This is a genomic window from Streptomyces sp. NPDC004266 (genome assembly GCF_042874095.1).
GTDB lineage: Bacteria > Actinomycetota > Actinomycetes > Streptomycetales > Streptomycetaceae > Streptomyces.
In genome coordinates this window covers 201,690-221,048 of the sequence record NZ_JBIAMM010000004.1, presented here as the reverse complement: position 1 = coordinate 221,048, position 19,359 = coordinate 201,690, and the positions used below count along the sequence as shown (strand labels likewise).

The 19,359-nt window shown below is 73.7% G+C and carries 18 protein-coding genes; 11 read left to right on the top strand and 7 right to left on the bottom strand.

Annotated elements, in window-relative coordinates; all coding sequences use genetic code 11:
- The first annotated feature begins 12 nt into the window (after window positions 1-12).
- From ACFYUZ_RS12185 to ACFYUZ_RS12175, 3 genes are all read left to right on the top strand, one after another.
- On the top strand, window positions 13-651 hold the full coding sequence (locus ACFYUZ_RS12185) for a DUF6758 family protein (RefSeq protein ID WP_389308080.1): 639 nt from the start codon (window positions 13-15) through the stop codon (window positions 649-651).
- A 237-nt stretch (window positions 652-888) separates the two neighbouring features.
- A complete protein-coding gene (locus ACFYUZ_RS12180; RefSeq protein WP_389308078.1) occupies window positions 889-1,749 on the top strand; it encodes a PHP domain-containing protein in 861 nt (286 codons plus the stop codon).
- A gap of 297 nt (window positions 1,750-2,046) precedes the next feature.
- Window positions 2,047-2,652: a MarC family protein gene (locus tag ACFYUZ_RS12175; RefSeq protein ID WP_389308076.1), complete on the top strand. Its 606-nt coding sequence runs from the start codon at window positions 2,047-2,049 to the stop codon at window positions 2,650-2,652.
- 100 nt (window positions 2,653-2,752) lie between these two features.
- Here the strand turns inward: ACFYUZ_RS12175 and ACFYUZ_RS12170 are convergent, their stop codons facing one another.
- Entirely contained in the window at window positions 2,753-2,905 is a 153-nt protein-coding gene (locus ACFYUZ_RS12170; RefSeq protein WP_086024648.1) for a hypothetical protein, read from the bottom strand.
- Window positions 2,906-3,079: 174 nt separating this feature from the next.
- On the opposite strand from ACFYUZ_RS12170, the gene ACFYUZ_RS12165 reads away from it, so the two are divergent.
- Complete coding sequence (locus tag ACFYUZ_RS12165; RefSeq protein ID WP_389308074.1) at window positions 3,080-4,021, top strand: NYN domain-containing protein; 942 nt, start codon at window positions 3,080-3,082, stop codon at window positions 4,019-4,021.
- On the opposite strand, the gene ACFYUZ_RS12160 is transcribed toward ACFYUZ_RS12165, so the two are convergent.
- Both ACFYUZ_RS12160 and ACFYUZ_RS12155 read right to left on the bottom strand, forming a co-directional pair.
- Window positions 4,005-4,892 carry an alpha/beta fold hydrolase gene (locus tag ACFYUZ_RS12160; protein ID WP_389308072.1) on the bottom strand — a complete coding sequence of 296 codons (888 nt, stop codon included), beginning with the start codon at window positions 4,890-4,892 and terminating at the stop codon, window positions 4,005-4,007. The genes ACFYUZ_RS12165 and ACFYUZ_RS12160 overlap by 17 nt on opposite strands.
- A gap of 84 nt (window positions 4,893-4,976) precedes the next feature.
- Window positions 4,977-7,631 (bottom strand): DEAD/DEAH box helicase, encoded by a 2,655-nt coding sequence (locus tag ACFYUZ_RS12155; RefSeq protein WP_389308070.1) that lies wholly within the window; start codon window positions 7,629-7,631, stop codon window positions 4,977-4,979.
- Between the two features lie 486 nt (window positions 7,632-8,117).
- On the opposite strand from ACFYUZ_RS12155, the gene ACFYUZ_RS12150 reads away from it, so the two are divergent.
- Window positions 8,118-8,840, top strand: coding sequence for a ferritin-like fold-containing protein (locus ACFYUZ_RS12150; RefSeq protein ID WP_030688588.1), 723 nt, complete (start codon window positions 8,118-8,120; stop codon window positions 8,838-8,840).
- Between the two features lie 91 nt (window positions 8,841-8,931).
- Here the strand turns inward: ACFYUZ_RS12150 and ACFYUZ_RS12145 are convergent, their stop codons facing one another.
- The 4 genes from ACFYUZ_RS12145 to ACFYUZ_RS12130 form a co-directional block, all read right to left on the bottom strand.
- Complete coding sequence (locus tag ACFYUZ_RS12145) at window positions 8,932-9,201, bottom strand: hypothetical protein (RefSeq protein WP_389308068.1); 270 nt, start codon at window positions 9,199-9,201, stop codon at window positions 8,932-8,934.
- 167 nt (window positions 9,202-9,368) lie between these two features.
- On the bottom strand, window positions 9,369-9,596 hold the full coding sequence (locus ACFYUZ_RS12140) for a DUF3107 domain-containing protein (RefSeq protein WP_073809026.1): 228 nt from the start codon (window positions 9,594-9,596) through the stop codon (window positions 9,369-9,371).
- A gap of 155 nt (window positions 9,597-9,751) precedes the next feature.
- A complete protein-coding gene (locus ACFYUZ_RS12135; protein ID WP_356902321.1) occupies window positions 9,752-10,411 on the bottom strand; it encodes a TetR/AcrR family transcriptional regulator in 660 nt (219 codons plus the stop codon).
- Window positions 10,412-10,575: 164 nt separating this feature from the next.
- Window positions 10,576-10,791 carry a hypothetical protein gene (locus ACFYUZ_RS12130; protein ID WP_225803467.1) on the bottom strand — a complete coding sequence of 72 codons (216 nt, stop codon included), beginning with the start codon at window positions 10,789-10,791 and terminating at the stop codon, window positions 10,576-10,578.
- A 138-nt stretch (window positions 10,792-10,929) separates the two neighbouring features.
- On the opposite strand from ACFYUZ_RS12130, the gene ACFYUZ_RS12125 reads away from it, so the two are divergent.
- From ACFYUZ_RS12125 to ACFYUZ_RS12100, 6 genes are all read left to right on the top strand, one after another.
- The gene (locus ACFYUZ_RS12125) at window positions 10,930-11,895 is read left to right on the top strand and encodes an alpha/beta fold hydrolase (RefSeq protein WP_389308066.1); all 966 of its coding nucleotides are present in this window, start codon (window positions 10,930-10,932) and stop codon (window positions 11,893-11,895) included.
- A gap of 446 nt (window positions 11,896-12,341) precedes the next feature.
- Complete coding sequence (locus ACFYUZ_RS12120; RefSeq protein ID WP_389308064.1) at window positions 12,342-13,397, top strand: DUF3152 domain-containing protein; 1,056 nt, start codon at window positions 12,342-12,344, stop codon at window positions 13,395-13,397.
- 348 nt (window positions 13,398-13,745) lie between these two features.
- The gene (locus ACFYUZ_RS12115; RefSeq protein ID WP_389308062.1) at window positions 13,746-15,473 is read left to right on the top strand and encodes an ABC transporter substrate-binding protein; all 1,728 of its coding nucleotides are present in this window, start codon (window positions 13,746-13,748) and stop codon (window positions 15,471-15,473) included.
- Window positions 15,470-16,447 (top strand): ABC transporter permease, encoded by a 978-nt coding sequence (locus tag ACFYUZ_RS12110; RefSeq protein WP_389308060.1) that lies wholly within the window; start codon window positions 15,470-15,472, stop codon window positions 16,445-16,447. The genes ACFYUZ_RS12115 and ACFYUZ_RS12110 overlap by 4 nt, the downstream gene beginning before the upstream one ends.
- On the top strand, window positions 16,444-17,433 hold the full coding sequence (locus ACFYUZ_RS12105) for an ABC transporter permease (protein ID WP_389308058.1): 990 nt from the start codon (window positions 16,444-16,446) through the stop codon (window positions 17,431-17,433). Before ACFYUZ_RS12110 ends, ACFYUZ_RS12105 begins: the two co-directional genes overlap by 4 nt.
- Window positions 17,430-19,157, top strand: a complete 1,728-nt coding sequence (locus ACFYUZ_RS12100) for a dipeptide ABC transporter ATP-binding protein (RefSeq protein WP_389308056.1) — start codon at window positions 17,430-17,432, stop codon at window positions 19,155-19,157. Before ACFYUZ_RS12105 ends, ACFYUZ_RS12100 begins: the two co-directional genes overlap by 4 nt.
- Window positions 19,158-19,359 lie beyond the last annotated feature (202 nt).

Genomic DNA, 19,359 nt, shown 5'->3' with positions numbered 1-19,359 from the left:
CCGTTGAGCCCTATGAGGGGCGAACCCAGTTGTCCGAAGTGCGGTGGCAGGGTCAGGGCGCCCGGTCTCTTCGCCGACTCCTGGCAGTGTGACGTGCACGGCTCGGTGCACCCGCTCCAGCCCGTGATCCCGCCCAGCGTCGAGGGCCTCGGGGTCGTGGTGCACAGGTCCAACGTCCCGGTGTGGATGCCGTGGCCCCTGCCCGTCGGCTGGCTCTTCACCGGGGTCGCGTACGCGGGGGACGACCGCAGCGGCGGACGCGCGACGGCCGTCGCCTGCTCGGGGCCCGGCCCGCTCGGCGGGATCGGCGAGCTGCTCCTGATCGCCGAGGAGCTCGGCGTCGGACTCGGCGCGCGGTACGCCGGCATCGACGGCCTCGACCCCGGCTCCGGCATGGCCATCGACAAGCCGCCCCAGGCGAAGGTGCTCGCCGCCGGCCGCCCCACCCCCCTCTGGCACGTCACCGGCCCCCCGCAGGACCGCGCGGTCTTCGCGGGCGAGGCGCGCGGCCTGTGGCTGTGGGCGATCGTCTGGCCCGAGCAGTCCGGCCTCCTGATGTACGACGAGCTGGTCCTCACGGACCTGCGCGACGCGGGAGCCGAGGTCGACCTGCTGCCCTGCGGCGCGCTCACCCCGAGGCTGCTCGGCTAGGGCCTGTCTTTCGGACCGGGCCGGATCAGCGCGCGTGCCGGGCCCCGCGAGCCCGGCGTGATCCGAAGGACGGGCCCTGGGGCGCGTCCGGAAGGTGCCGCCCGGCTCGCGGCGCCCGGCACGCCCCGGGGCGTGCCCTCGGGCCGTGCGTCCGGTGACGTTCCGTACGGACGTGTTCGATTCGCCCGTTATGCTGGAGCGTCCCTCGTCCGTGCCGAGCCCCTGGAGTACCGCGTCGTGCGCATCGATCTGCACACCCACTCCACGGCCTCCGACGGTACGGACTCCCCGGCCGAGCTCGTCCGGAACGCCGCCGCGGCCGGTCTCGACGTCGTCGCGCTCACGGACCACGACACCACCCGGGGGCACGCCGAGGCGATCGCGGCCCTGCCCGAGGGGCTGACCCTCGTCGCCGGAGCCGAGCTGTCCTGCCGGATGGACGGCATCGGGCTGCACATGCTCGCGTACCTCTTCGACCCCGAGGAGCCCGCGCTCCTCGCCGAGCGCGAACTCGTCCGCGACGACCGGGTGCCGCGCGCCCGCGGCATGGTCGCCAAGCTCCAGGAGCTCGGCGTCCCCGTCACCTGGGAGCAGGTCGCCCGGATCGCCGGCGACGGCTCCGTGGGCCGCCCGCACGTCGCGGAGGCGCTCGTCGAGCTCGGGGTCGTGCCGGACGTGTCCGGCGCGTTCACGCCCGAGTGGCTCGCCGACGGCGGCCGGGCGTACGTCGAGAAGCACGAGCTGGACCCGGTCGACGCGATCCGCCTCGTCAAGGCGGCCGGTGGCGTCACCGTCTTCGCGCACCCGCTCGCCGTCAAGCGCGGCCAGGTGCTGCCGGAGGCCTCGATGGCCCGGCTCGCCGAGGCCGGACTCGACGGCATCGAGGTCGACCACATGGACCACGACGAGGCGACGCGGGCGCGGCTGCGCGGACTCGCGAAGGAGCTCGGTCTGCTGACCACGGGCTCCAGCGACTACCACGGCAGCCGGAAGACCTGCCGCCTCGGCGAGTACACCACCGACCCCGAGATCTACGGCGAGATCACCCGCCGTGCCGCGGGCGCCTTCCCGGTCCCGGGCGCGGGCGGAACGCTCTAGGGGGCGTTCTGTCGATCGGTCCGGATCGGGCGCGGTGCCAGGCATCGTGAGCCCGGTCCGATCGGTGGACGCCCCGACCCGTCCGGGCTCCTCTTCCGCCGCTCCTCCGTGACGGCGGCCGGCCACCGTGCCCGCCGCCTCGGGAGCGGTGCGTGCCCCTCCGCACCCCGTCCCACGCCGCCCGTACGGCTCCGTGCCGTGCCCCGGTGGCGCTCCTCCCGCCCTGCCTCCGGAATCTCTCATTCCGATTCGCGGGGACACACCCCACCGTTCCACCTCTCCCCAAGGCACCCCACCGTGTTCGACGTCGCCGTCTTCGGCTCGCTGTTCCTCACCCTCTTCGTCATCATGGATCCCCCCGGGATCACCCCGATCTTCCTCGCCCTCACCTCCGGCCGCCCCGCCAAGGTGCAGCGCCGGATGGCCTGGCAGGCCGTCGCCGTCGCCTTCGGCGTCATCACCGTCTTCGGTCTGCTGGGCCAGCAGATCCTGGACTACCTGCACGTCTCCGTCCCCGCCCTGATGATCGCGGGCGGTCTCCTGCTGCTGCTCATCGCGCTCGACCTGCTCACCGGCAAGACCGACGAGCCCAAGCAGACCAAGGACGTCAACGTCGCCCTCGTCCCGCTCGGCATGCCCCTGCTCGCCGGGCCGGGCGCGATCGTCTCGGTGATCCTCGCCGTGCAGAACGCCGACGGCGTGGCCTCGCAGGTCTCCGTCTGGACCGCCATCGCCGCCATGCACGTCGTGCTCTGGCTGACCATGCGGTACTCACTGCTGATCATCCGCGTCATCAAGGACGGCGGCGTCGTCCTGGTGACCCGCCTCGCCGGCATGATGCTCTCCGCCATCGCGGTGCAGCAGATCATCAACGGCATCACCCAGGTGATCCAGAACGCCTGAGCCCCCGCCGGGGGAGCCCCGGACACCACTGCGCCCCCGTACGGATTCCGCTCTTGCGAAGTCCGTGCGGGGGCGCGGTGCGTGGGATGGACCCGACCTGTTACGAGGCCGAGGTCTCGGCGGGGCGGATCCAGATGCGCTGGCCGATCGAGGCGGCCTGCTGCACGATCCGGTTGACGGAGGCGGCGTCCACGACGGTCCGGTCGACGGGCGTGCCGTCGATGTCGTCGAGTCGCAGGATTTCGAAGCGCACGGGCTTCTCCCTTCGTCTGAGTTGATCCTCCTGATGGAGAACTGCGTTACACATGGATCCAACGACGTGCGTCCTGCAAACATTCCTTACGCTAAGGAAAATTTTCGGATTGCTAACTACCCGCAGGTAGGGGGTGTGGCGGCCGGTCCCGGAGCGGCGGACAATGAGCCCCGTATGAACGACGCAGACACCCCCCGGCCGACCGAGGCCCACCCCGACACGGATGCCCGCCTGCACGCGCTGGACACCCGCCTGGAGCGCACCAATGAGCTCCTGCGGCGGATGCTGGCCGAGGTGGCCAAGACCCCCTCCACCCACGCCATCTTCGTCGACGCAGGTTACGTCCATGCTGCGGCCGGGTTGCTTGTGGCGGGCACCGAGGACCGGCGCTCCTTCGACCTCGACGCCGAGGGCCTCATCGAGGCCTTCATCGACACGGCCCGCACGATCTTCGCGGACAGCCGGCTCCTCCGCGTCTACTGGTACGACGGGGCCCGCCGCCGCATCCACACCCCCGAGCAGCAGGCCATCGCCGAACTCCCCGACGTCAAGGTCCGCCTCGGCAACCTCAACGCCAGCAACCAGCAGAAGGGCGTCGACTCCCTCATCCGCACCGACCTGGAGTCCCTCGCCCGCCACCGCGCCATCAGCGACGCCGCCCTCGTCGGCGGCGACGAGGACCTCGTCTCGGCCGTCGAGGCCGCCCAGGGCTACGGCGCCCGCGTCCACCTCTGGGGCATCGAGGCCGCCGAGGGGCGCAACCAGGCCGAGGCGCTGCTCTGGGAGGTCGACAGCCAGCGCACCTTCGAGCTGGACTTCTGCCGCCCGTACGTCACGCGCCGCCCCGTCACCACGTACGAGAACGAGGGCGAGCCGCCGCCCTCCCGCGAGGAGGTGCGCTTCGTCGGCGCCCAGATCGCAGCCGCCTGGCTCGCCGAGCGCGGCCGGGACCGGCTCGCCGAACTCCTGCCGGGTGCGCCCTACCTGCCCGGCCCCGTCGACCAGGACCTGCTCGTCGACGCGGAGCGCCTGCTCAGCCGCTCCCTGCGCGGCCACGCCGCGCTCCGGCGCTCCCTGCGCGACGGCTTCTGGCAGCACCTCAAGGCGCAGTACTGACCCTGGCCGGGCTGCTCGTCCGCTCCCAGAAGCCGGTGAGGCGGTCCGTCAGCTCCCGGGGGTGCGACACGTTGGGGGAGTGGCCGGCGCCCGCCACCACCGTGTGGTGCGCCCCGGTGCGGGCCGCCGCCGCCGACAGGTCCGCCGTGGCCCAGACCATCTCGTCCGCCCCGTACGCGAAGTGCAGCGGCATGCGCAGCGAGGCCAGCTCCTCCGTACCGTCCTGACGGTTCAGCAGCAGCCGCCCCGTGCCCGCGAGTTGGGCGATGCGGGTGCGCATCCAGCGCCGTCGCAGGAAGCCCGCGAGCTCCGGCGTGTCCCCCGTGGCCGGCTCCTCGCCCCGGCTGTCCAGCCAGCACATGGCCTGCCACACCCGCTCCTTCGGCAGCACCGCGAGCGCGGCGCGCAGCGCCCGCACCCGGATCCGCTGCGGCCGGGCCACCCGGCCGGGGCCCGAGGAGAGCAGGGTGAGCGAACGGAAGGCGCCCGGCGCGAGGGCGGCCGCCGCACGGGCCACCAGGCCACCGAAGGAGTGGCCGACCAGATGCACGGGGCCGTCCCCGAGCGCCGCCGCCTGCGCCACCGCGTCGAGCGCGAGCGCCTTGCGGCGGTAGGCGGCCCGGCCCCGGGGGCCCGGCGTCTCGTTCTGGCCGCGCCCGTCCACGGCCACCGCCCGGTACCCGGCCTCGCTCAGCGGGCCCAGCAGCGCGAGGAAGTCCTCCTTGCTGCCGGTGTACCCGGGCAGCAGCAGCACCGTGCCCCGCCGTTCACCCGCCGGCTCCGTGTCGAGCACGGCGAACGGCCCCCGCGCGGTCTCGAGGCGCCGTGCGCGGGTGCGGGGCGGCAGGACGAGGGAACGGGGCTTGCTCATACCTGGACTGTAACGGGGGGAGCGGGAGACGGCCGAGCGGCCCGTCCCCGGTGGGGACGGGCCGCTCGGAACCGGCGACGGGGGTCAGCCCTCGGGCTGGGCCGCCGCCTTCTTCGTGGTGCGGCGGCGCGGGGCGGCCTTCTTCGGGGCCTCCTCCGTCACCGGCTCCTCGGCGGCCGCCGCCTTCTTGGTGGTGCGGCGACGGGCCGGGGCCTTCGGCTCGGTCTTCGGCGCGGAGGCCTCGGGAGCCTCGGCCACGACCGCCTTCTTGGCCGCGCGGCGACGGGGAGCCTTGGGGGCCTCCTCGGCCGGCGGGGCCTCGACGGCCTCGGCGACCGGCTCGGCCACGGCCTTCTTCGCCGTGCGGCGGCGGGGGGCGGCCTTCTTCGGGGCGGCCTCCTGCGGGGCGGCCTCCTTCGCCTCCTCCTGCTGCTGCGGGACCTCCGCCACGACGGGCTCGGCGACGGCGACCGGAGCGGTCGTCGAAGCGACGACGATGACCTCGGCGGGCGCCCCGGAGACCGGGGACCCGGCGGGTCGGCGGGCCGCGCGGCGACGGCGCGGCGCGGGCTCCTCCGCGACCGGAGCGGCGACGGGCTCGGCGGCCGGGGCCTCGACCGCCGGCGCCTCGGCGGTCACCGGCGAACCGGCGGGCCGACGGGCGGTACGGCGGCGACGCGGCCCGGGGACCTCGACGACCGGGGTCTCAGCGACGGGCGCCTCGACGACGACCGGCGCCTCGACGACGACCGGGGCCTCGGCCACGGGCGCGGCCACCGGGGCGGCGATCGCCTCGACGACGGGCTCGGCCACCGGCTCCGCGACGGCCTTCCTGACGGTGCGGCGGCGGGGGGCCTTCTTCGGCTCCTCGGCCTTCGGCTCCTCGACGACGACCGGAGCGGCCTCGACGACCGGCGCCTCGGCGGACCGCTGGGCCATCAGGGCCACCGCGGCGGTCTCGGGCGTCTGGAACGACACGGTCTCCTCGACCGGACGCGCCACCCGGGGACGGCGGCGGCGCGGAGCCGGAGCCGGCTCGGCGGCCACGGGGGCCCGGTCGACGGGAGCGGCCGTCACGGCCTCCGGACGGGCGGCACGGGTGCGGCGGCGCGGGGCCTTCGGCTCCTCGGCGGCCGGCGTCTCGGCTACGGGCGCCTCGACGGCGGCCGGGGCCTCGACGACGGGCGCCTTCACGGGCGCCTCGACGGCGGCCGGAGCCTCGACGGCCTGCGCCTCGACGGCCGGAGCCTCGACGGCCGGAGCCTCGACGGCCTGGGCCTCGGCGACCGGAGCCGTCGTGACCGTCTGGGCCGCGACCGGCACGGAGCCCGCGGCGGCGGGACGGGTGCGACGGCGACGGCGCGGGGTGCGCGGTCCGGCCTCGGCGCGGGCCTCGTCCGCCACGGTCTCGGCGGCCGGAGCCGCCACCGGGGCGTCGTCGAGCTCGCTGCCGCCGCGGGTGCGGCGACGCTGGCGCGGGGTCCGCGTACGGGGCGGGCGCTCCTCGGTCCGCTCGGCGGCCTTCGGGCCGCGGCCGCGGCGACCGCCGGGCTCGCCCAGGTCCTCCAGCTCCTCCGCGCCCAGACCCGCGCGGGTCCGCTCGGCACGGGGCAGGATGCCCTTGGTGCCCGCCGGGATGTCCAGGTCCTCGTAGAGGTGCGGGGACGAGGAGTACGTCTCGACCGGCTCGTGGAAGTCCAGCTCCAGCGCCTTGTTGATGAGCTGCCAGCGCGGGATGTCGTCCCAGTCGACCAGCGTGACGGCCGTGCCCTTGGCGCCCGCGCGGCCGGTGCGGCCCACGCGGTGGAGGAAGGTCTTCTCGTCCTCGGGGGACTGGTAGTTGATGACGTGGGTGACGCCCTCGACGTCGATGCCGCGCGCGGCGACGTCGGTGCAGACGAGCACGTCGACCTTGCCGTTGCGGAAGGCGCGCAGCGCCTGCTCGCGGGCGCCCTGGCCGAGGTCGCCGTGGACGGCGCCGGAGGCGAAGCCGCGCCGCTCCAGCTGCTCGGCGATGTCGGCCGCCGTGCGCTTCGTGCGGCAGAAGATCATCGCGAGCCCGCGGCCCCTGGCCTGCAGGATGCGGGAGACCATCTCCGGCTTGTCCATGTTGTGCGCGCGGTAGACGTGCTGCTTGATGTTGGCGACGGTCGCGCCCTCACCGTCGGGCGAGGTGGCCCGGATGTGGGTGGGCTGCGACATGTAGCGGCGGGCCAGGCCGATGACCGCGCCCGGCATGGTCGCCGAGAACAGCATCGTCTGGCGCTTGGCCGGAAGCATGTTGATGATCTTCTCGACGTCGGGCAGGAAGCCCAGGTCGAGCATCTCGTCGGCCTCGTCGAGGACGAGGACCTTCACGTGCGAGAGGTCGAGCTTGCGCTGGCCGGCGAGGTCGAGCAGACGGCCGGGGGTGCCGACGACGACGTCGACGCCCTTCTGCAGCGCCTCGACCTGCGGCTCGTACGCCCGGCCGCCGTAGATGGCGAGCACGCGGACGTTGCGCACCTTGCCGGCGGTGAGCAGGTCGTTGGTGACCTGCTGGCACAGCTCGCGGGTGGGGACGACGACGAGCGCCTGCGGGGCGTCGGTCAGCTGCTCGGGCTTGGCCCGGCCGGCCTCGACGTCCGTGGGGACGGTGACGCGCTCCAGGATGGGGAGGCCGAAACCGAGGGTCTTGCCCGTGCCGGTCTTCGCCTGGCCGATGACGTCGGTGCCGGTGAGGGCGACCGGGAGGGTCATCTCCTGGATGGGGAAGGGGGTGACGATGCCGACGGCCTCCAGGGCCTCGGCCGTTTCGGGGAGGATTCCGAGTTCTCGGAAAGTCGTAGTCAGGGTGCTGCCTCTTCTGTGAGACGCGGTGCGAGGCGAACGAAGGGGGTCGTACCGTGCCGGGATCCTCCGGGGGGATCGGGGAAGATCACCGCCGGGTGGCACGGGACCACTGCCGTCGCTCGAGCGTCGTACCGCTGAGGGTGACCCTTCCGCGGGTCCGCCGGAAGGGCTGTCGGGCCGGAGCCGATCGGGCCACCGACCGGGCATCCTCATTCATGAGTCGGCCCACCGAATACGTCCGAACGTGCGAAAGCATGTCCGCATACTCAGCAGGCGCCTTACCACTGTACCCCGGAATCGCGCATGTGTGTTGGGAGAAATCGCGATGAGGGCACGGTCACACTGACTGACCAGGGCCTTCCCGGGCCGCGCGAGCGGGCTATTGTGCGCTCCATGGAGACGCCTGACAACGCCACACCCACCGGGATCGCCGCCAAGGACTGGGCGGAGGCTTCCGCCGAGCCGCAGTACCGCGCCGCCGTGATCGACCTCCTCGGCGCTCTCGCCTACGGAGAGCTCGCGGCCTTCGAGCGGCTCGCCGAGGACGCCAAGCTGGCGCCGACCCTCGCGGACAAGGCGGAGCTGGCGAAGATGGCCTCGGCCGAGTTCCAGCACTTCGAGCGGCTGCGGGACCGCCTCGCCGCCGTCGACGCCGAGCCGACCTCGGCCATGGAGCCCTTCGCGAAGGCGCTCGACGACTTCCACCGCCTGACCGCGCCCTCGGACTGGCTGGAGGGCCTGGTCAAGGCGTACGTGGGCGACTCGATCGCCAGCGACTTCTACCGGGAGGTCGCGGCCCGCCTCGACTCCGACACGCGCGGCCTCGTCCTCGCGGTGCTCGACGACACCGGCCACGGCAACTTCGCGGTGGAGAAGGTCCGCGCGGCGATCGACGCCGACCCGCGCGTCGGCGGCCGGCTCGCGCTCTGGGCGCGCCGGCTGATGGGCGAGGCGCTCTCCCAGGCCCAGCGCGTGGTCGCCGAGCGCGACGCGCTCTCGACGATGCTGGTCGGCGGCGTGGCGGACGGCTTCGACCTCGCCGAGGTGGGCCGGATGTTCTCCCGGATCACCGAGGCGCACACCAAGCGCATGGCCGCCCTGGGCCTCGCGGCCTGAGACGCGCGCCGCTCGGGCGGTGCGGAGAGGCCCGGTCGGCGGCCGATCCGTTCGGGCGGCGGCCGACGGGTTCGGGCGGCGGCCGACCGGCTCAGGCGGCGGCTGATCGGCGCAGTCTGCGCGAGGCCGGGCGGATCAGCAGCGACAGCAGCACCGCCGCCACGGCCACCGCCCCGATCAGGGTGGCGAGGAAGTGACCGGGGCCCAGCGCCCCGTGGGTCACGAGCGCGCCGAAGACACCGCCGAGCGTCCCGGTGACGAGGACGATCGCACGGGCGGGGAGGCGGTCGGACAGCCGCTGCGCGGCGACCCAGGCCAGGGCGAAACCGAGCAGGGCGGAGCCGAGGGCTTCCAGGAACACGGCGAATCACCTCGCGAGGGGTGCGGGGCGGGTGGTGCGGTCACAGCCGTCCTACCCCCGGCGCCCGGAACGCAACCCTCCCCTACCCCCTGACGTGGGAGTACGGACATACGAAAGGCCCGGTGGACCGAAGAGGTCCACCGGGCCCTTCCCGTCGGATCCGGGGCTCAGAGCGCGCCGAAGCCCACGCGACGCACGGTGGGCTCGCCGAGCTCCACGTACGCGATCTTCTCGGCGGGAACGAGGACCTTGCGGCCCTTCTCGTCCGAGAGGCTGAGCAGCTGCGCCTTGCCGGCCAGCGCGTCGGCCACCGCGCGCTCGACCTCCTCGGCGGACTGCCCGCTCTCCAGAACGATCTCCCGGGGTGCGTGCTGCACGCCGATCTTGACCTCCACGGCTATGTCCCTCCGAACGGTCAGCGTTGCGCGAATACCCGCGCCGTACGCTGCACACATTAGCCCGGAGAGGGGACCCGCACGGGTCAGCCGCCGAACGCCAGGAGCGAACAGCATCCGGGAATGCCGCCGGGAACGCGGCGCGCGGGAAGGCGTCAGTGGCCCTCGGCGCTCAGCTGGCCGTCCACCGGGTGCAGCGGGAAGCCCGCGATGCCGCGCCAGGCGAGCGAGGTGAGCAGGCCGACCGCCTTGTCGCGGGGGATGCCCGACCCGCTGGACAGCCAGTAGCGGGCCACGACCTGGGAGACCCCGCCGAGGCCGACGGCGAGCAGCATCGACTCGTCCTTCGACAGGCCGGTGTCCTCAGCGATCACGTCGGAGATGGCCTCCGCGCACTGCAGGCTGACCCGGTCCACGCGCTCGCGCACGGCCGGCTCGTTCGTCAGGTCGGACTCGAAGACGAGCCGGAACGCGCCGCCCTCGTCCTCGACGTACGCGAAGTACGCGTCCATCGTCGCCGCGACCCGGAGCTTGTTGTCCGTGGTGGAGGCCAGCGCCGTGCGCACGGCCTGCAGGAGGGACTCGCAGTGCTGGTCGAGCAGGGCGAGGTACAGCTCCAGCTTCCCGGGGAAGTGCTGGTACAACACCGGCTTGCTGACGCCGGCCCGCTCGGCGATGTCGTCCATGGCGGCGGAGTGGTACCCCTGGGCGACGAAGACCTCCTGGGCCGCGCCGAGCAGCTGGTTCCGTCGGGCACGTCGCGGCAGGCGCGTGCCCCGAGGGCGTGCTGCCTCTGTCTGCTCGATGGCGCTCACGCGGCCTCCCAAAAATCGATCCATGTGCGCTGTCGCGCCGCGCCGCCATCGTACTTTTGGGTAACCCGGCTGTGCGCGGTGCGAACGCAGAATTTCACGGACCGGACGCCCGGGTCGACAGCCGATTCAAGATTAAACCGAACAAATCAGCGGGAGTCGCGTGCTCAGCGGTAGTCGTCCTCGTCCAGGGCGACGACGCGTGCCTGTTCGGACGCGTCGGCCTCGTTCGCCGAGTCGCGCTCGAGATGGGTGGGCTGTTCGTCCTCGCGCTGCTGGAGTTCGGTGTGCTGCTCGGCAGCGTCGGCCTCCGGGATTTCCTGGTCCAGCACGACGTCCTCTTCCTCGGTGAATGTGTCCGGCTCGCTCGGATCGACAGTCATACGGTTCCTTCCGGGTGCGGGTCGTGGTGCTCCCGATGGCCCTCTCTCCGAGCCTAGGAGTGAACGCGCCCCGCCGCACACGCACCTGTGACCCCACCCACACGCGACGGCGCGTGATCGTCTCGTAATATTGCGGCCATGTCCTCGACCGAGCTGCCGGAAACCCGGACCGCCGCCGCCTCATCCGCGTCGCGGACCCGCGCCGTACGGGTCGCCGAAGGCGAGGAGCTCCGCTCCGTGGCGCTGCCCGGCCTCACCCTCACCGTGCGCGCCCGGCCGGGGAACCGGCCCGGTCTGCCGCCCGCGCTGTACGTCCACGGACTCGGCGGCTCCTCGCAGAACTGGTCCGCCCTCATGCCGCTGCTCGCGGACCACGTCGACGGCGAGGCGGTCGACCTGCCCGGCTTCGGCGACTCCCCGCCGCCCGACGACGGCAACTACTCGGTCACCGGGCACGCCCGCGCCGTCATCCGGCTCCTCGACGCCGGCGGACGCGGACCCGTCCACCTCCTCGGCAACTCGCTGGGCGGCGCCGTCGCCACCCGCGTCGCCGCCGTCCGGCCCGACCTGGTCCGCACCCTCACCCTCGTCTCCCCGGCCCTGCCCGAGCTGCGCGCCCAGCGCACCGCCTGGCCCACCGCGCTGCTCGCGGTGCCCGGCGTCGCCTCGTTCTTCGCGAGGCTCACCAAGGACTGGACGGCCGAGCAGCGGGTCAAGGGCGTCCTCGCGCTCTGTTACGGGGACCCCGGCCTGGTCACCGACGAGGGCCTCCGGGACGCCGTGGAGGAGATGGAGCGGCGCCTGGAGCTCCCCTACTTCTGGGACGTCATGGCACGTTCCTCGCGCGGCATCGTCGACGCGTACACCCTGGGCGGGCAGCACGGGCTGTGGCGGCAGGCGGAGCGGGTCCTCGCCCCGACGCTGCTGGTCTACGGCAGGCGCGACCGGCTCGTCTCGTACCGGATGGCCCGGAGGGCGGCCGCCGCCTTCCGCGGCTCGCGCCTGCTGACCCTCCCCGAGGCGGGGCACGTCGCGATGATGGAGTACCCGGAGACGGTCGCCCAGGCCGTCCGGGACCTGATCGCCGATGACGGCGGGAGCTGATCCGGGGCGTGGGACGACATAGTCGCAAGGGCTCCGCGCCCTCGGTGGCCGACACCGGACAGCAGGCGGGAGCGTCCCCGGCGGGGCCGCCGCCCGGGACGGGACGCCGCCGCAGGACCACGGCCGACGGCGGCCAGGACGCCACCGGCCCCCAGGGGTACGGGACCCCGGCCCACGGCACGCCGATGTACGGGACCCCGGCCCAGGGGACTCCGCAGTACGGGGCTCCGGCCCAGGGGGCTCCGCGCCAGGGAGCCCCGGCGCAAGGGGCGCCGCGCCAAGGGGCTCCGGCTCCGCGTCAAGGGGCTCCGGCGCCGGGAACCCCGCGACACGGCACCCCCGCGCACGGGATCCCCCGGTACGGGGCCCCCGCGCAGGGGGCTCCGGGGCGTGGCGCGGTCGGGTACGGGGGGCCGCGGCACGCCACGCCCGCCCACGGGACCCCCGTGTACTCCGGCGCGCCCGGCACCCCGGCGCACGGCGTCCCCGCCCAGGGGCCGGCCGCCCGGGGCGGTCATCCGCAGCACGACGAGGCCTCCGCCCCGCGCCCCGCGTCCTACGGCCCCCGCGGCGCCACCGCCCGGACCGCCGCGCCCGAACGGGCCGACGCCGAGGCGCCGTTCGTCCCCGCACCACGCCGGGAGGGCGCCGGGGGGAGCCCGGAGCCGGAGGCCCCGGCCTCCCGGGGCGGGCTCGGCCGCACCTTCACCGGCATCGCGGCCGCCGCCGTCGCCACCGTCCTCGCCGTCGTCGTCGCCGGGCAGGTCACGGGCGGGGACGAGTCCCCGTCCGCCGCCCACGCCGCCGGGAAGCCGGCCGAGCGGCCCGCGGACGACACCTCCGCCTCCCGCTCCGACGACCGGCCCGTCCCGGCGAAGCCGGCGCCCGTCGTCGTCCCGCCGACGTACGAGCAGCTGATGTCCCGCCAGTTCCCGATCGACCCGAAGCTGAAGGGTTCGGGGGAGTTCGAGGCCGTGCCGGGTCTGGCGAAGGCGCCCGGCAAGGGGCGGCTGATCCGCTACCGGGTCGACGTCGAGAAGGGGCTCGGTCTCGATCCGAAGCTCTTCGCCGACGCCGTGCAGAAGACCCTCAACGACAAGCGCAGCTGGGCCGGTCGGGGCGAGATGACCTTCGAGCGCGTTTCCAGCGGCGAGCCGGAGTTCGTGATCACCCTGGCCAGCCCGGGGACCACCGGTGCCTGGTGCGCGAAGTCGGGGCTCGACACCACCGTCGACAACGTCTCGTGCGACTCGGCCTCGACCCAGCGCGTGATGATCAACGCGTTCCGCTGGGCGAAGGGGTCGGAGACCTTCGGTCCGAAGGCGATGTACGCCTATCGCCAGATGCTCATCAACCACGAGGTCGGACACCGCCTCGGGCACGGGCACGTCAGCTGTCGCACGCCGGGCGCGCTCGCCCCCGTGATGCAGCAGCAGACGAAGTCCCTGGACATCGACGGGATCAAGTGCCGCCCCAACCCCTGGGTGTACCCGACGAGTTGACGGGCCGTCCGCAACGCTCGTGTCCACGTTACGAGACGGGCGTCTCGGAACGGCGCGTATGCGCGTTGACATCGCTCACGCGTTCGTCCATATTTCTCGGCATGTCGCCCCGTCACGCCGTTTCCGACAGCGCCGCCCTTGAGCTGGCGCTCTTCGGCGTGACCGGACACACGGTCGCCGACATTCTCTGTAGCTGACGCAGCCCGAGCGCTCGTCGGCTTTCCGTTTTTCTCGCCGCGCCCGGGTTCTTCATTCCCGCAGGCGCCGTCCCCCCTTTCGGGCTCTTTCCCCGTGCCTGCGGAATTCCCTTTCTCCTTTCCGCAGTCCACCCCGAGAGGTTTCCTTCCGATGCGTCATTCGTCCGTCATCTCGCGCCGCGTGGCAGCGGCCGCCGTCAGTGTCGTCCTGGCCTCGGGCGCCGCCGCCTGCGGTCCCGAGGACGCCGGCGCCAAGGGCGGTACCTCCGGCAAGGCCGCGGGCGCCCCGCAGAAGGGCGGCACGCTCACCGTCCTCAACAGCGAGGCCCAGAGCGACTTCGACCCGGCCCGCCTCTACACCTCCGGCGGCGGCAACGTCCCCTCCCTCGTCTTCCGCACGCTCACCACCCGCAACCGCGAGGCGGGCGCCGCCGGCACCCAGGTCGTCCCCGACCTCGCCACCGACACCGGCCGCCCCAACAAGGACGCCACGGAGTGGACGTACACGCTGAAGGAGGGCCTGAAGTTCGAGGACGGCACGCCCATCACCAGTGCCGACATCAAGTACGGCATCGAGCGCTCCTTCGCGGCCGAGCTCTCCGGCGGCGCGCCCTACCTGCGCGACTGGCTCGTCGGCGGCGACACGTACGAAGGTCCGTACAAGGGAGGCAAGGGCCTGGCGTCGATCGTCACCCCCGACGCCCGCACCATCGTCTTCAAGCTGAAGAAGCCCGAGGGCGAGTTCCCCTTCGTCGCCACCCAGACGCAGTTCGCCCCCGTCCCGAAGGCCAAGGACACCGGCGCGAAGTACGAGGAGCACCCCGTCTCCTCCGGCCCGTACAAGGTCGTCGAGAACGAGAACGACGGCGAGCACCTCGTCCTGGAGCGCAACGAGCACTGGGACCCGAAGACCGACGAGGAGCGCAAGGCCTACCCGGACAAGATCGACGTCAAGTCCGGGCTCGACGAGGCCGTCATCAACCAGCGCCTCGCCACATCCTCCGGCGCCGACGCCTCCGCCGTCACCACCGACACCAACCTCGGCCCCGCCGAACTCGCCCAGATCGGCTCCGACAAGGCGCTCGCCGCCCGCGTCGGCACCGGCCACTTCGGCTTCACCGCCTACCTCGCCTTCAACCCGAAGGTGAAGCCCTTCGACAACCCGAAGGTCCGCCAGGCGATCTCGTACGCGGTCAACCGCACCAGCGTCGTCAACGCCGCCGGCGGCTCCGCGCTCGCCGAGGCCACCACCACCTTCCTGCCCGAGCAGAAGGCCTTCGGCCACACGCCGTACGACCACTTCCCGGCAGGGAGGACCGGCGACCCGGAGAAGGCCGAGGAACTGCTCAAGGAGGCCGGCTACCCGAACGGGCTCACCGTCACCCTGCTCCACTCCACCGCCCAGAACCGGCTCACCAGCCCCGAGGTCGCCACCGCCGTCCAGGAGGCCCTCGGCAAGGCCGGCATCACCGTCAAGCTCGACGGACAGCAGCCCAACTCCTTCAACGAGAAGCGCTGGAGCGTCAAGGACGCCCCCGGCTTCTTCCTCTCCCGCTGGGGCGCCGACTGGCCGGCCGGCGGCCCGTTCCTCGCGCCGATCTTCGACGGACGGCAGATCGTCGCCAACGGCTCGAACTACAACCACGCGCAGCTGAACGACCCGGCGGTCAACAAGGAGATCGACGAGATCAACAAGCTGACCGACCTCAAGGCCGCCGCCGTCCGCTGGGGCGCCCTCGACAAGAAGATCGGCGAGCAGGCCCTCGACGTGCCGCTCTTCCACCCGGTCTACAAGCGGCTCGTCGGCAAGGACGTCAAGAACGTCGTCATCAGCGACTGGACCGGCGTCCTCGACATCTCGCAGGTCGCGGTCAAGTGACCAGCCTGATCGACGCCCCGGCGCCCGTGGCGGGCATCCCCGCCACGGGCGCCGCCCGGCAGGTGTGGCGACGGCTGCGCACCCGCCCGGCCGCCCTCGTCTCCGCCGCCGTCCTCCTCCTGCTCGTCCTCCTCGCCCTCGCCGCGCCGCTGCTCGCCGCCCTGGCCGGCCAGGACCCGCACACGTACCACGACGACCTCGTCGACTCGGCCCGCGGCGGCGTCCCATACGGCGCCTTCGGCGGGGCGAGCGCCGACCACTGGCTCGGCATCGAACCGGGCACCGGCCGCGACCTGTTCGTCCGGCTCCTGTACGGCGCCCGGATCTCGCTCCTCGTCGCCGTCGGCGCCACCGTCGTCCAGGTCCTGGTCGGACTCCTCGTCGGCCTCGCCGCCGGACTCGGCAACCGCTGGGTCGACGGCGCCCTCGGCCGGATCACCGACGTCTTCCTCGCCCTGCCGTTCCTCGTCCTCGCCATCGCGCTCACCGCCGTCGTCCCCCGCGACTTCCCCCGCCCCCTGCTGCTCGTCCTGGTCATCGGGCTGCTCGGCTGGGCCGGCACCTCCCGGATCGTGCGCGCCCAGACCCTCACCCTGAAGAGCCTCGACTTCGTCGCCGCCTCACGGCTCGCCGGCTCGGGGCGGTGGCGGACCGCCCGGCGCGAACTGCTGCCCTCGCTCGCCGCGCCCGTCATCACGTACGCGGCGATCCTCGTCCCCACCAACATCGTGGTCGAGGCCTCGCTCTCCTTCCTCGGCGTGGGCGTCACCCCGCCCACGCCCTCCTGGGGGCAGATGCTGTCCACCGCGCAGACCTGGTTCCGGGCCGACCCGGCGTACGTGCTGCTCCCGGCCGGACTGCTCTTCGTCACCGTGCTCGCCTTCACCGTCCTCGGCGACGCCGTCCGCACCGCCCTCGACCCGCGCGAGGCCGGCCGGCTCGGCGTGGGCACGCGAAGGGAGACCTCCCGATGACCCGCTACGTCCTGAAGCGGCTCGCGGGCGCCGCGCTCGTCCTCCTCGCGCTCTCCGTCCTCGTGTACGCGCTGTTCTACGTCGCGCCCGGCGACCCCGCCCGGCTCGCCTGCGGCGAACGCTGCAACCCGCAGCAGATCGCCCAGGTCAGAGAGCAACTCGGCCTGAACGAGAGCGTGTTCGCCCAGTACCTGCACTTCCTCCAGGGCGTCCTCACCGGCCGCGACTACTCCACCGGCACCGGCGTCCTGCACTGCGACGCGCCCTGCCTCGGCCTGTCGTACCAGACCGACCAGCAGGTCACCGAGCTCATCCTGGACCGGCTGCCCGCCACCGCCTCGCTCGCCCTCGGCGCCATGGTGATCTGGCTCGTCATCGGCATCGGCACCGGGCTGCTCTCCGCGCTCCGCCGCGGCGGACTCACCGAGCGGGCCCTCACCGTGCTCACCCTCGCCGGCACCGGCACGCCCGTCTTCATCCTGGGCCTGCTGCTGCTCATGGCGGTCTGCGCCTACCTCCAGTGGCTGCCCTTCCCGACCTACGTGCCGCTCGGCGAGGACCCCGAGCAGTGGGCCTGGAACATGCTGCTGCCCTGGCTCACCCTCGGCTTCTTCGAATCCGCCAAGTACGCCCGGCTCACGCGGAGCTCCACCCTGGAGACGCTCGCCGAGGACCACATCCGCACCTTCCGCGCCTACGGGGTGGGGGAGCGGTCCGTGGTCACCCGCCACGCGCTGCGCGGCGCCGTGCCGCCGGTCATCGCGCTCAGCGCCGTCGACCTCGGCACCATGTTCGGCGGGGCCGTGCTGACCGAGTCGCTCTTCGGCCTCCCCGGCCTCGGCAAGACCCTCATCGACGGCGTCCGCCACATCGACCTGCCGATCGTCGTGGGCATCGTGCTCCTCACCGGGGTCGCCGTGGTCCTCGCGAACGTCGTCGCCGACCTCCTCTACGCCCTCGCCGACCGAAGGGTCGCCCTGACATGACGCTCCCGAACCCCCGGCCCGGCACCGCGACCCCGCCCCTCGAAACGGACTCCCGGACCGGCACCGCGACCCCACCCCTCGAAACGGACCCCCGGACCGGCACCGCGACCCCGCTCGTGGAGGTCGACCGCCTCACCGTCGACTTCGGCGGCGTCCGGGCCGTCGACGGCCTCTCCTTCACCCTGGGGGCCGGCCGCGCGCTCGCCCTCGTCGGCGAGTCCGGCAGCGGAAAGTCCACCGTCGCCGGCGCCCTCCTCGGCCTCCACCGGGGCACGGGCGCGCGGCTCGGCGGCACCGTCCGGGTCGACGGCATCGACGTCGGCGCCGCCGGCCCCGCCGAACTGCGGCGGCTGCGCGGCGGGGTGGCGGCCATGGTCTTCCAGGACCCGCTGTCCGCCCTGGACCCCTACCACTCCGTCGGCGACCAGATCGCCGAGGTCCACCGGATCCACCATCCTGGATCCAGAAAGGCGGCCCGGGCCCGCGCCGTCGACGTCCTCGACCGGGTGGGCATCCCCGACGCGGCCCGCCGCTCCCGCTCCCGCCCGCACGAGTTCAGCGGCGGCATGCGACAGCGCGCCCTCCTCGCCATGGCCCTCGCCTGCGAGCCCAAGCTCATCGTCGCCGACGAACCCACCACCGCCCTCGACGTCACCGTGCAGGCCCAGATCCTCGACCTGCTGCACGAACTGCGGCGCGAGACCGGCACCGCCCTGCTCCTCGTCACCCACGACGTGGGCGTGGCCGCCGAGAGCGTCGACGAGGTGCTCGTCATGCGCCACGGGCGCGAGGTCGAGCGCGGCACCGTCGCCGGAGTGCTCGGCGCGCCCTCGGCGCCGTACACGCGCGCGCTGCTCTCCGCCGTGCCCCGGCTCGACGGACCGGCCCGGACCGCCCCCGAGACGAAGGAGACGCTCCTCGAAGCGGTCGGCCTGCGGCGGGAGTTCGGCCGGGGCAGGACCGCCGTGACCGCCGTCGAGGGGGTCTCCCTCACCGTCCGCGCGGGCGAGACCCTCGGCGTCGTCGGCGAGTCCGGCAGCGGCAAGACCACCCTCGGCCGGATGCTCGTCCGCCTCCTCGACCCCACCGCCGGCGAACTCCGCTACCGGGGCGAGGAGATCGGCGGCCTCTCCGACAAGCGACTGCTCCCGTACCGGCGCGAGCTCCAGATGGTCTTCCAGGACCCCGTCTCCTCGCTCAACCCGCGCCGCTCCGTCGGCGAGTCGATCGCCGACCCGCTGCGCGTGGCGGGGGAGCGGGACGAGACCCGGATCCGGAACAGGGTGCGCGACCTGCTCGACCGGGTGGGGCTCGACCCCGACCGGTACGCGGCCTACCCGCACGAGTTCAGCGGCGGACAGCGCCAGCGCGTCGGCATCGCCCGCGCGCTCGCCGCCGAACCCCGGCTGATCGTCTGCGACGAACCCGTCTCCGCGCTCGACGTCACCACCCAGGCCCAGGTCACCGCACTGCTCGCCGAACTCCAGGCCGAACTCGGCCTCGGGCTCGTCTTCATCGCCCACGACCTCGCCGTCGTCCGGCAGGTCAGCGACCGGGTCGCCGTCATGCGCGGGGGCCGGATCGTCGAACAGGGCACGGTCGGCGAGGTGTACGGAGCGCCCCGGGACCCGTACACCCGGCAGCTGCTCGCCGCCGTCCCCTCCCTGGACCCCGTCCTCGCGGCGGAGCGCAGGGAACGGCGCCAGGAGCTGGCCGCCGCCTGACGCTCCGTGACCGTTCCGCCGCGTACCGCGACAGAACGCGACCGGGGTGGGAAAGTTACGTGCATTCACCCCTTCCGGTGGTGGGGGGGGGGGGCCCCCCGCCCCCCCCCCCCGGCCCCCCCCCCCCCCCCCCCCCCCCCCGCCCCCCCCCCCCCCCCGCGCCCCCGCCCCCCCGCCCAGCGGGGGGCGCAGCGCGGACCGG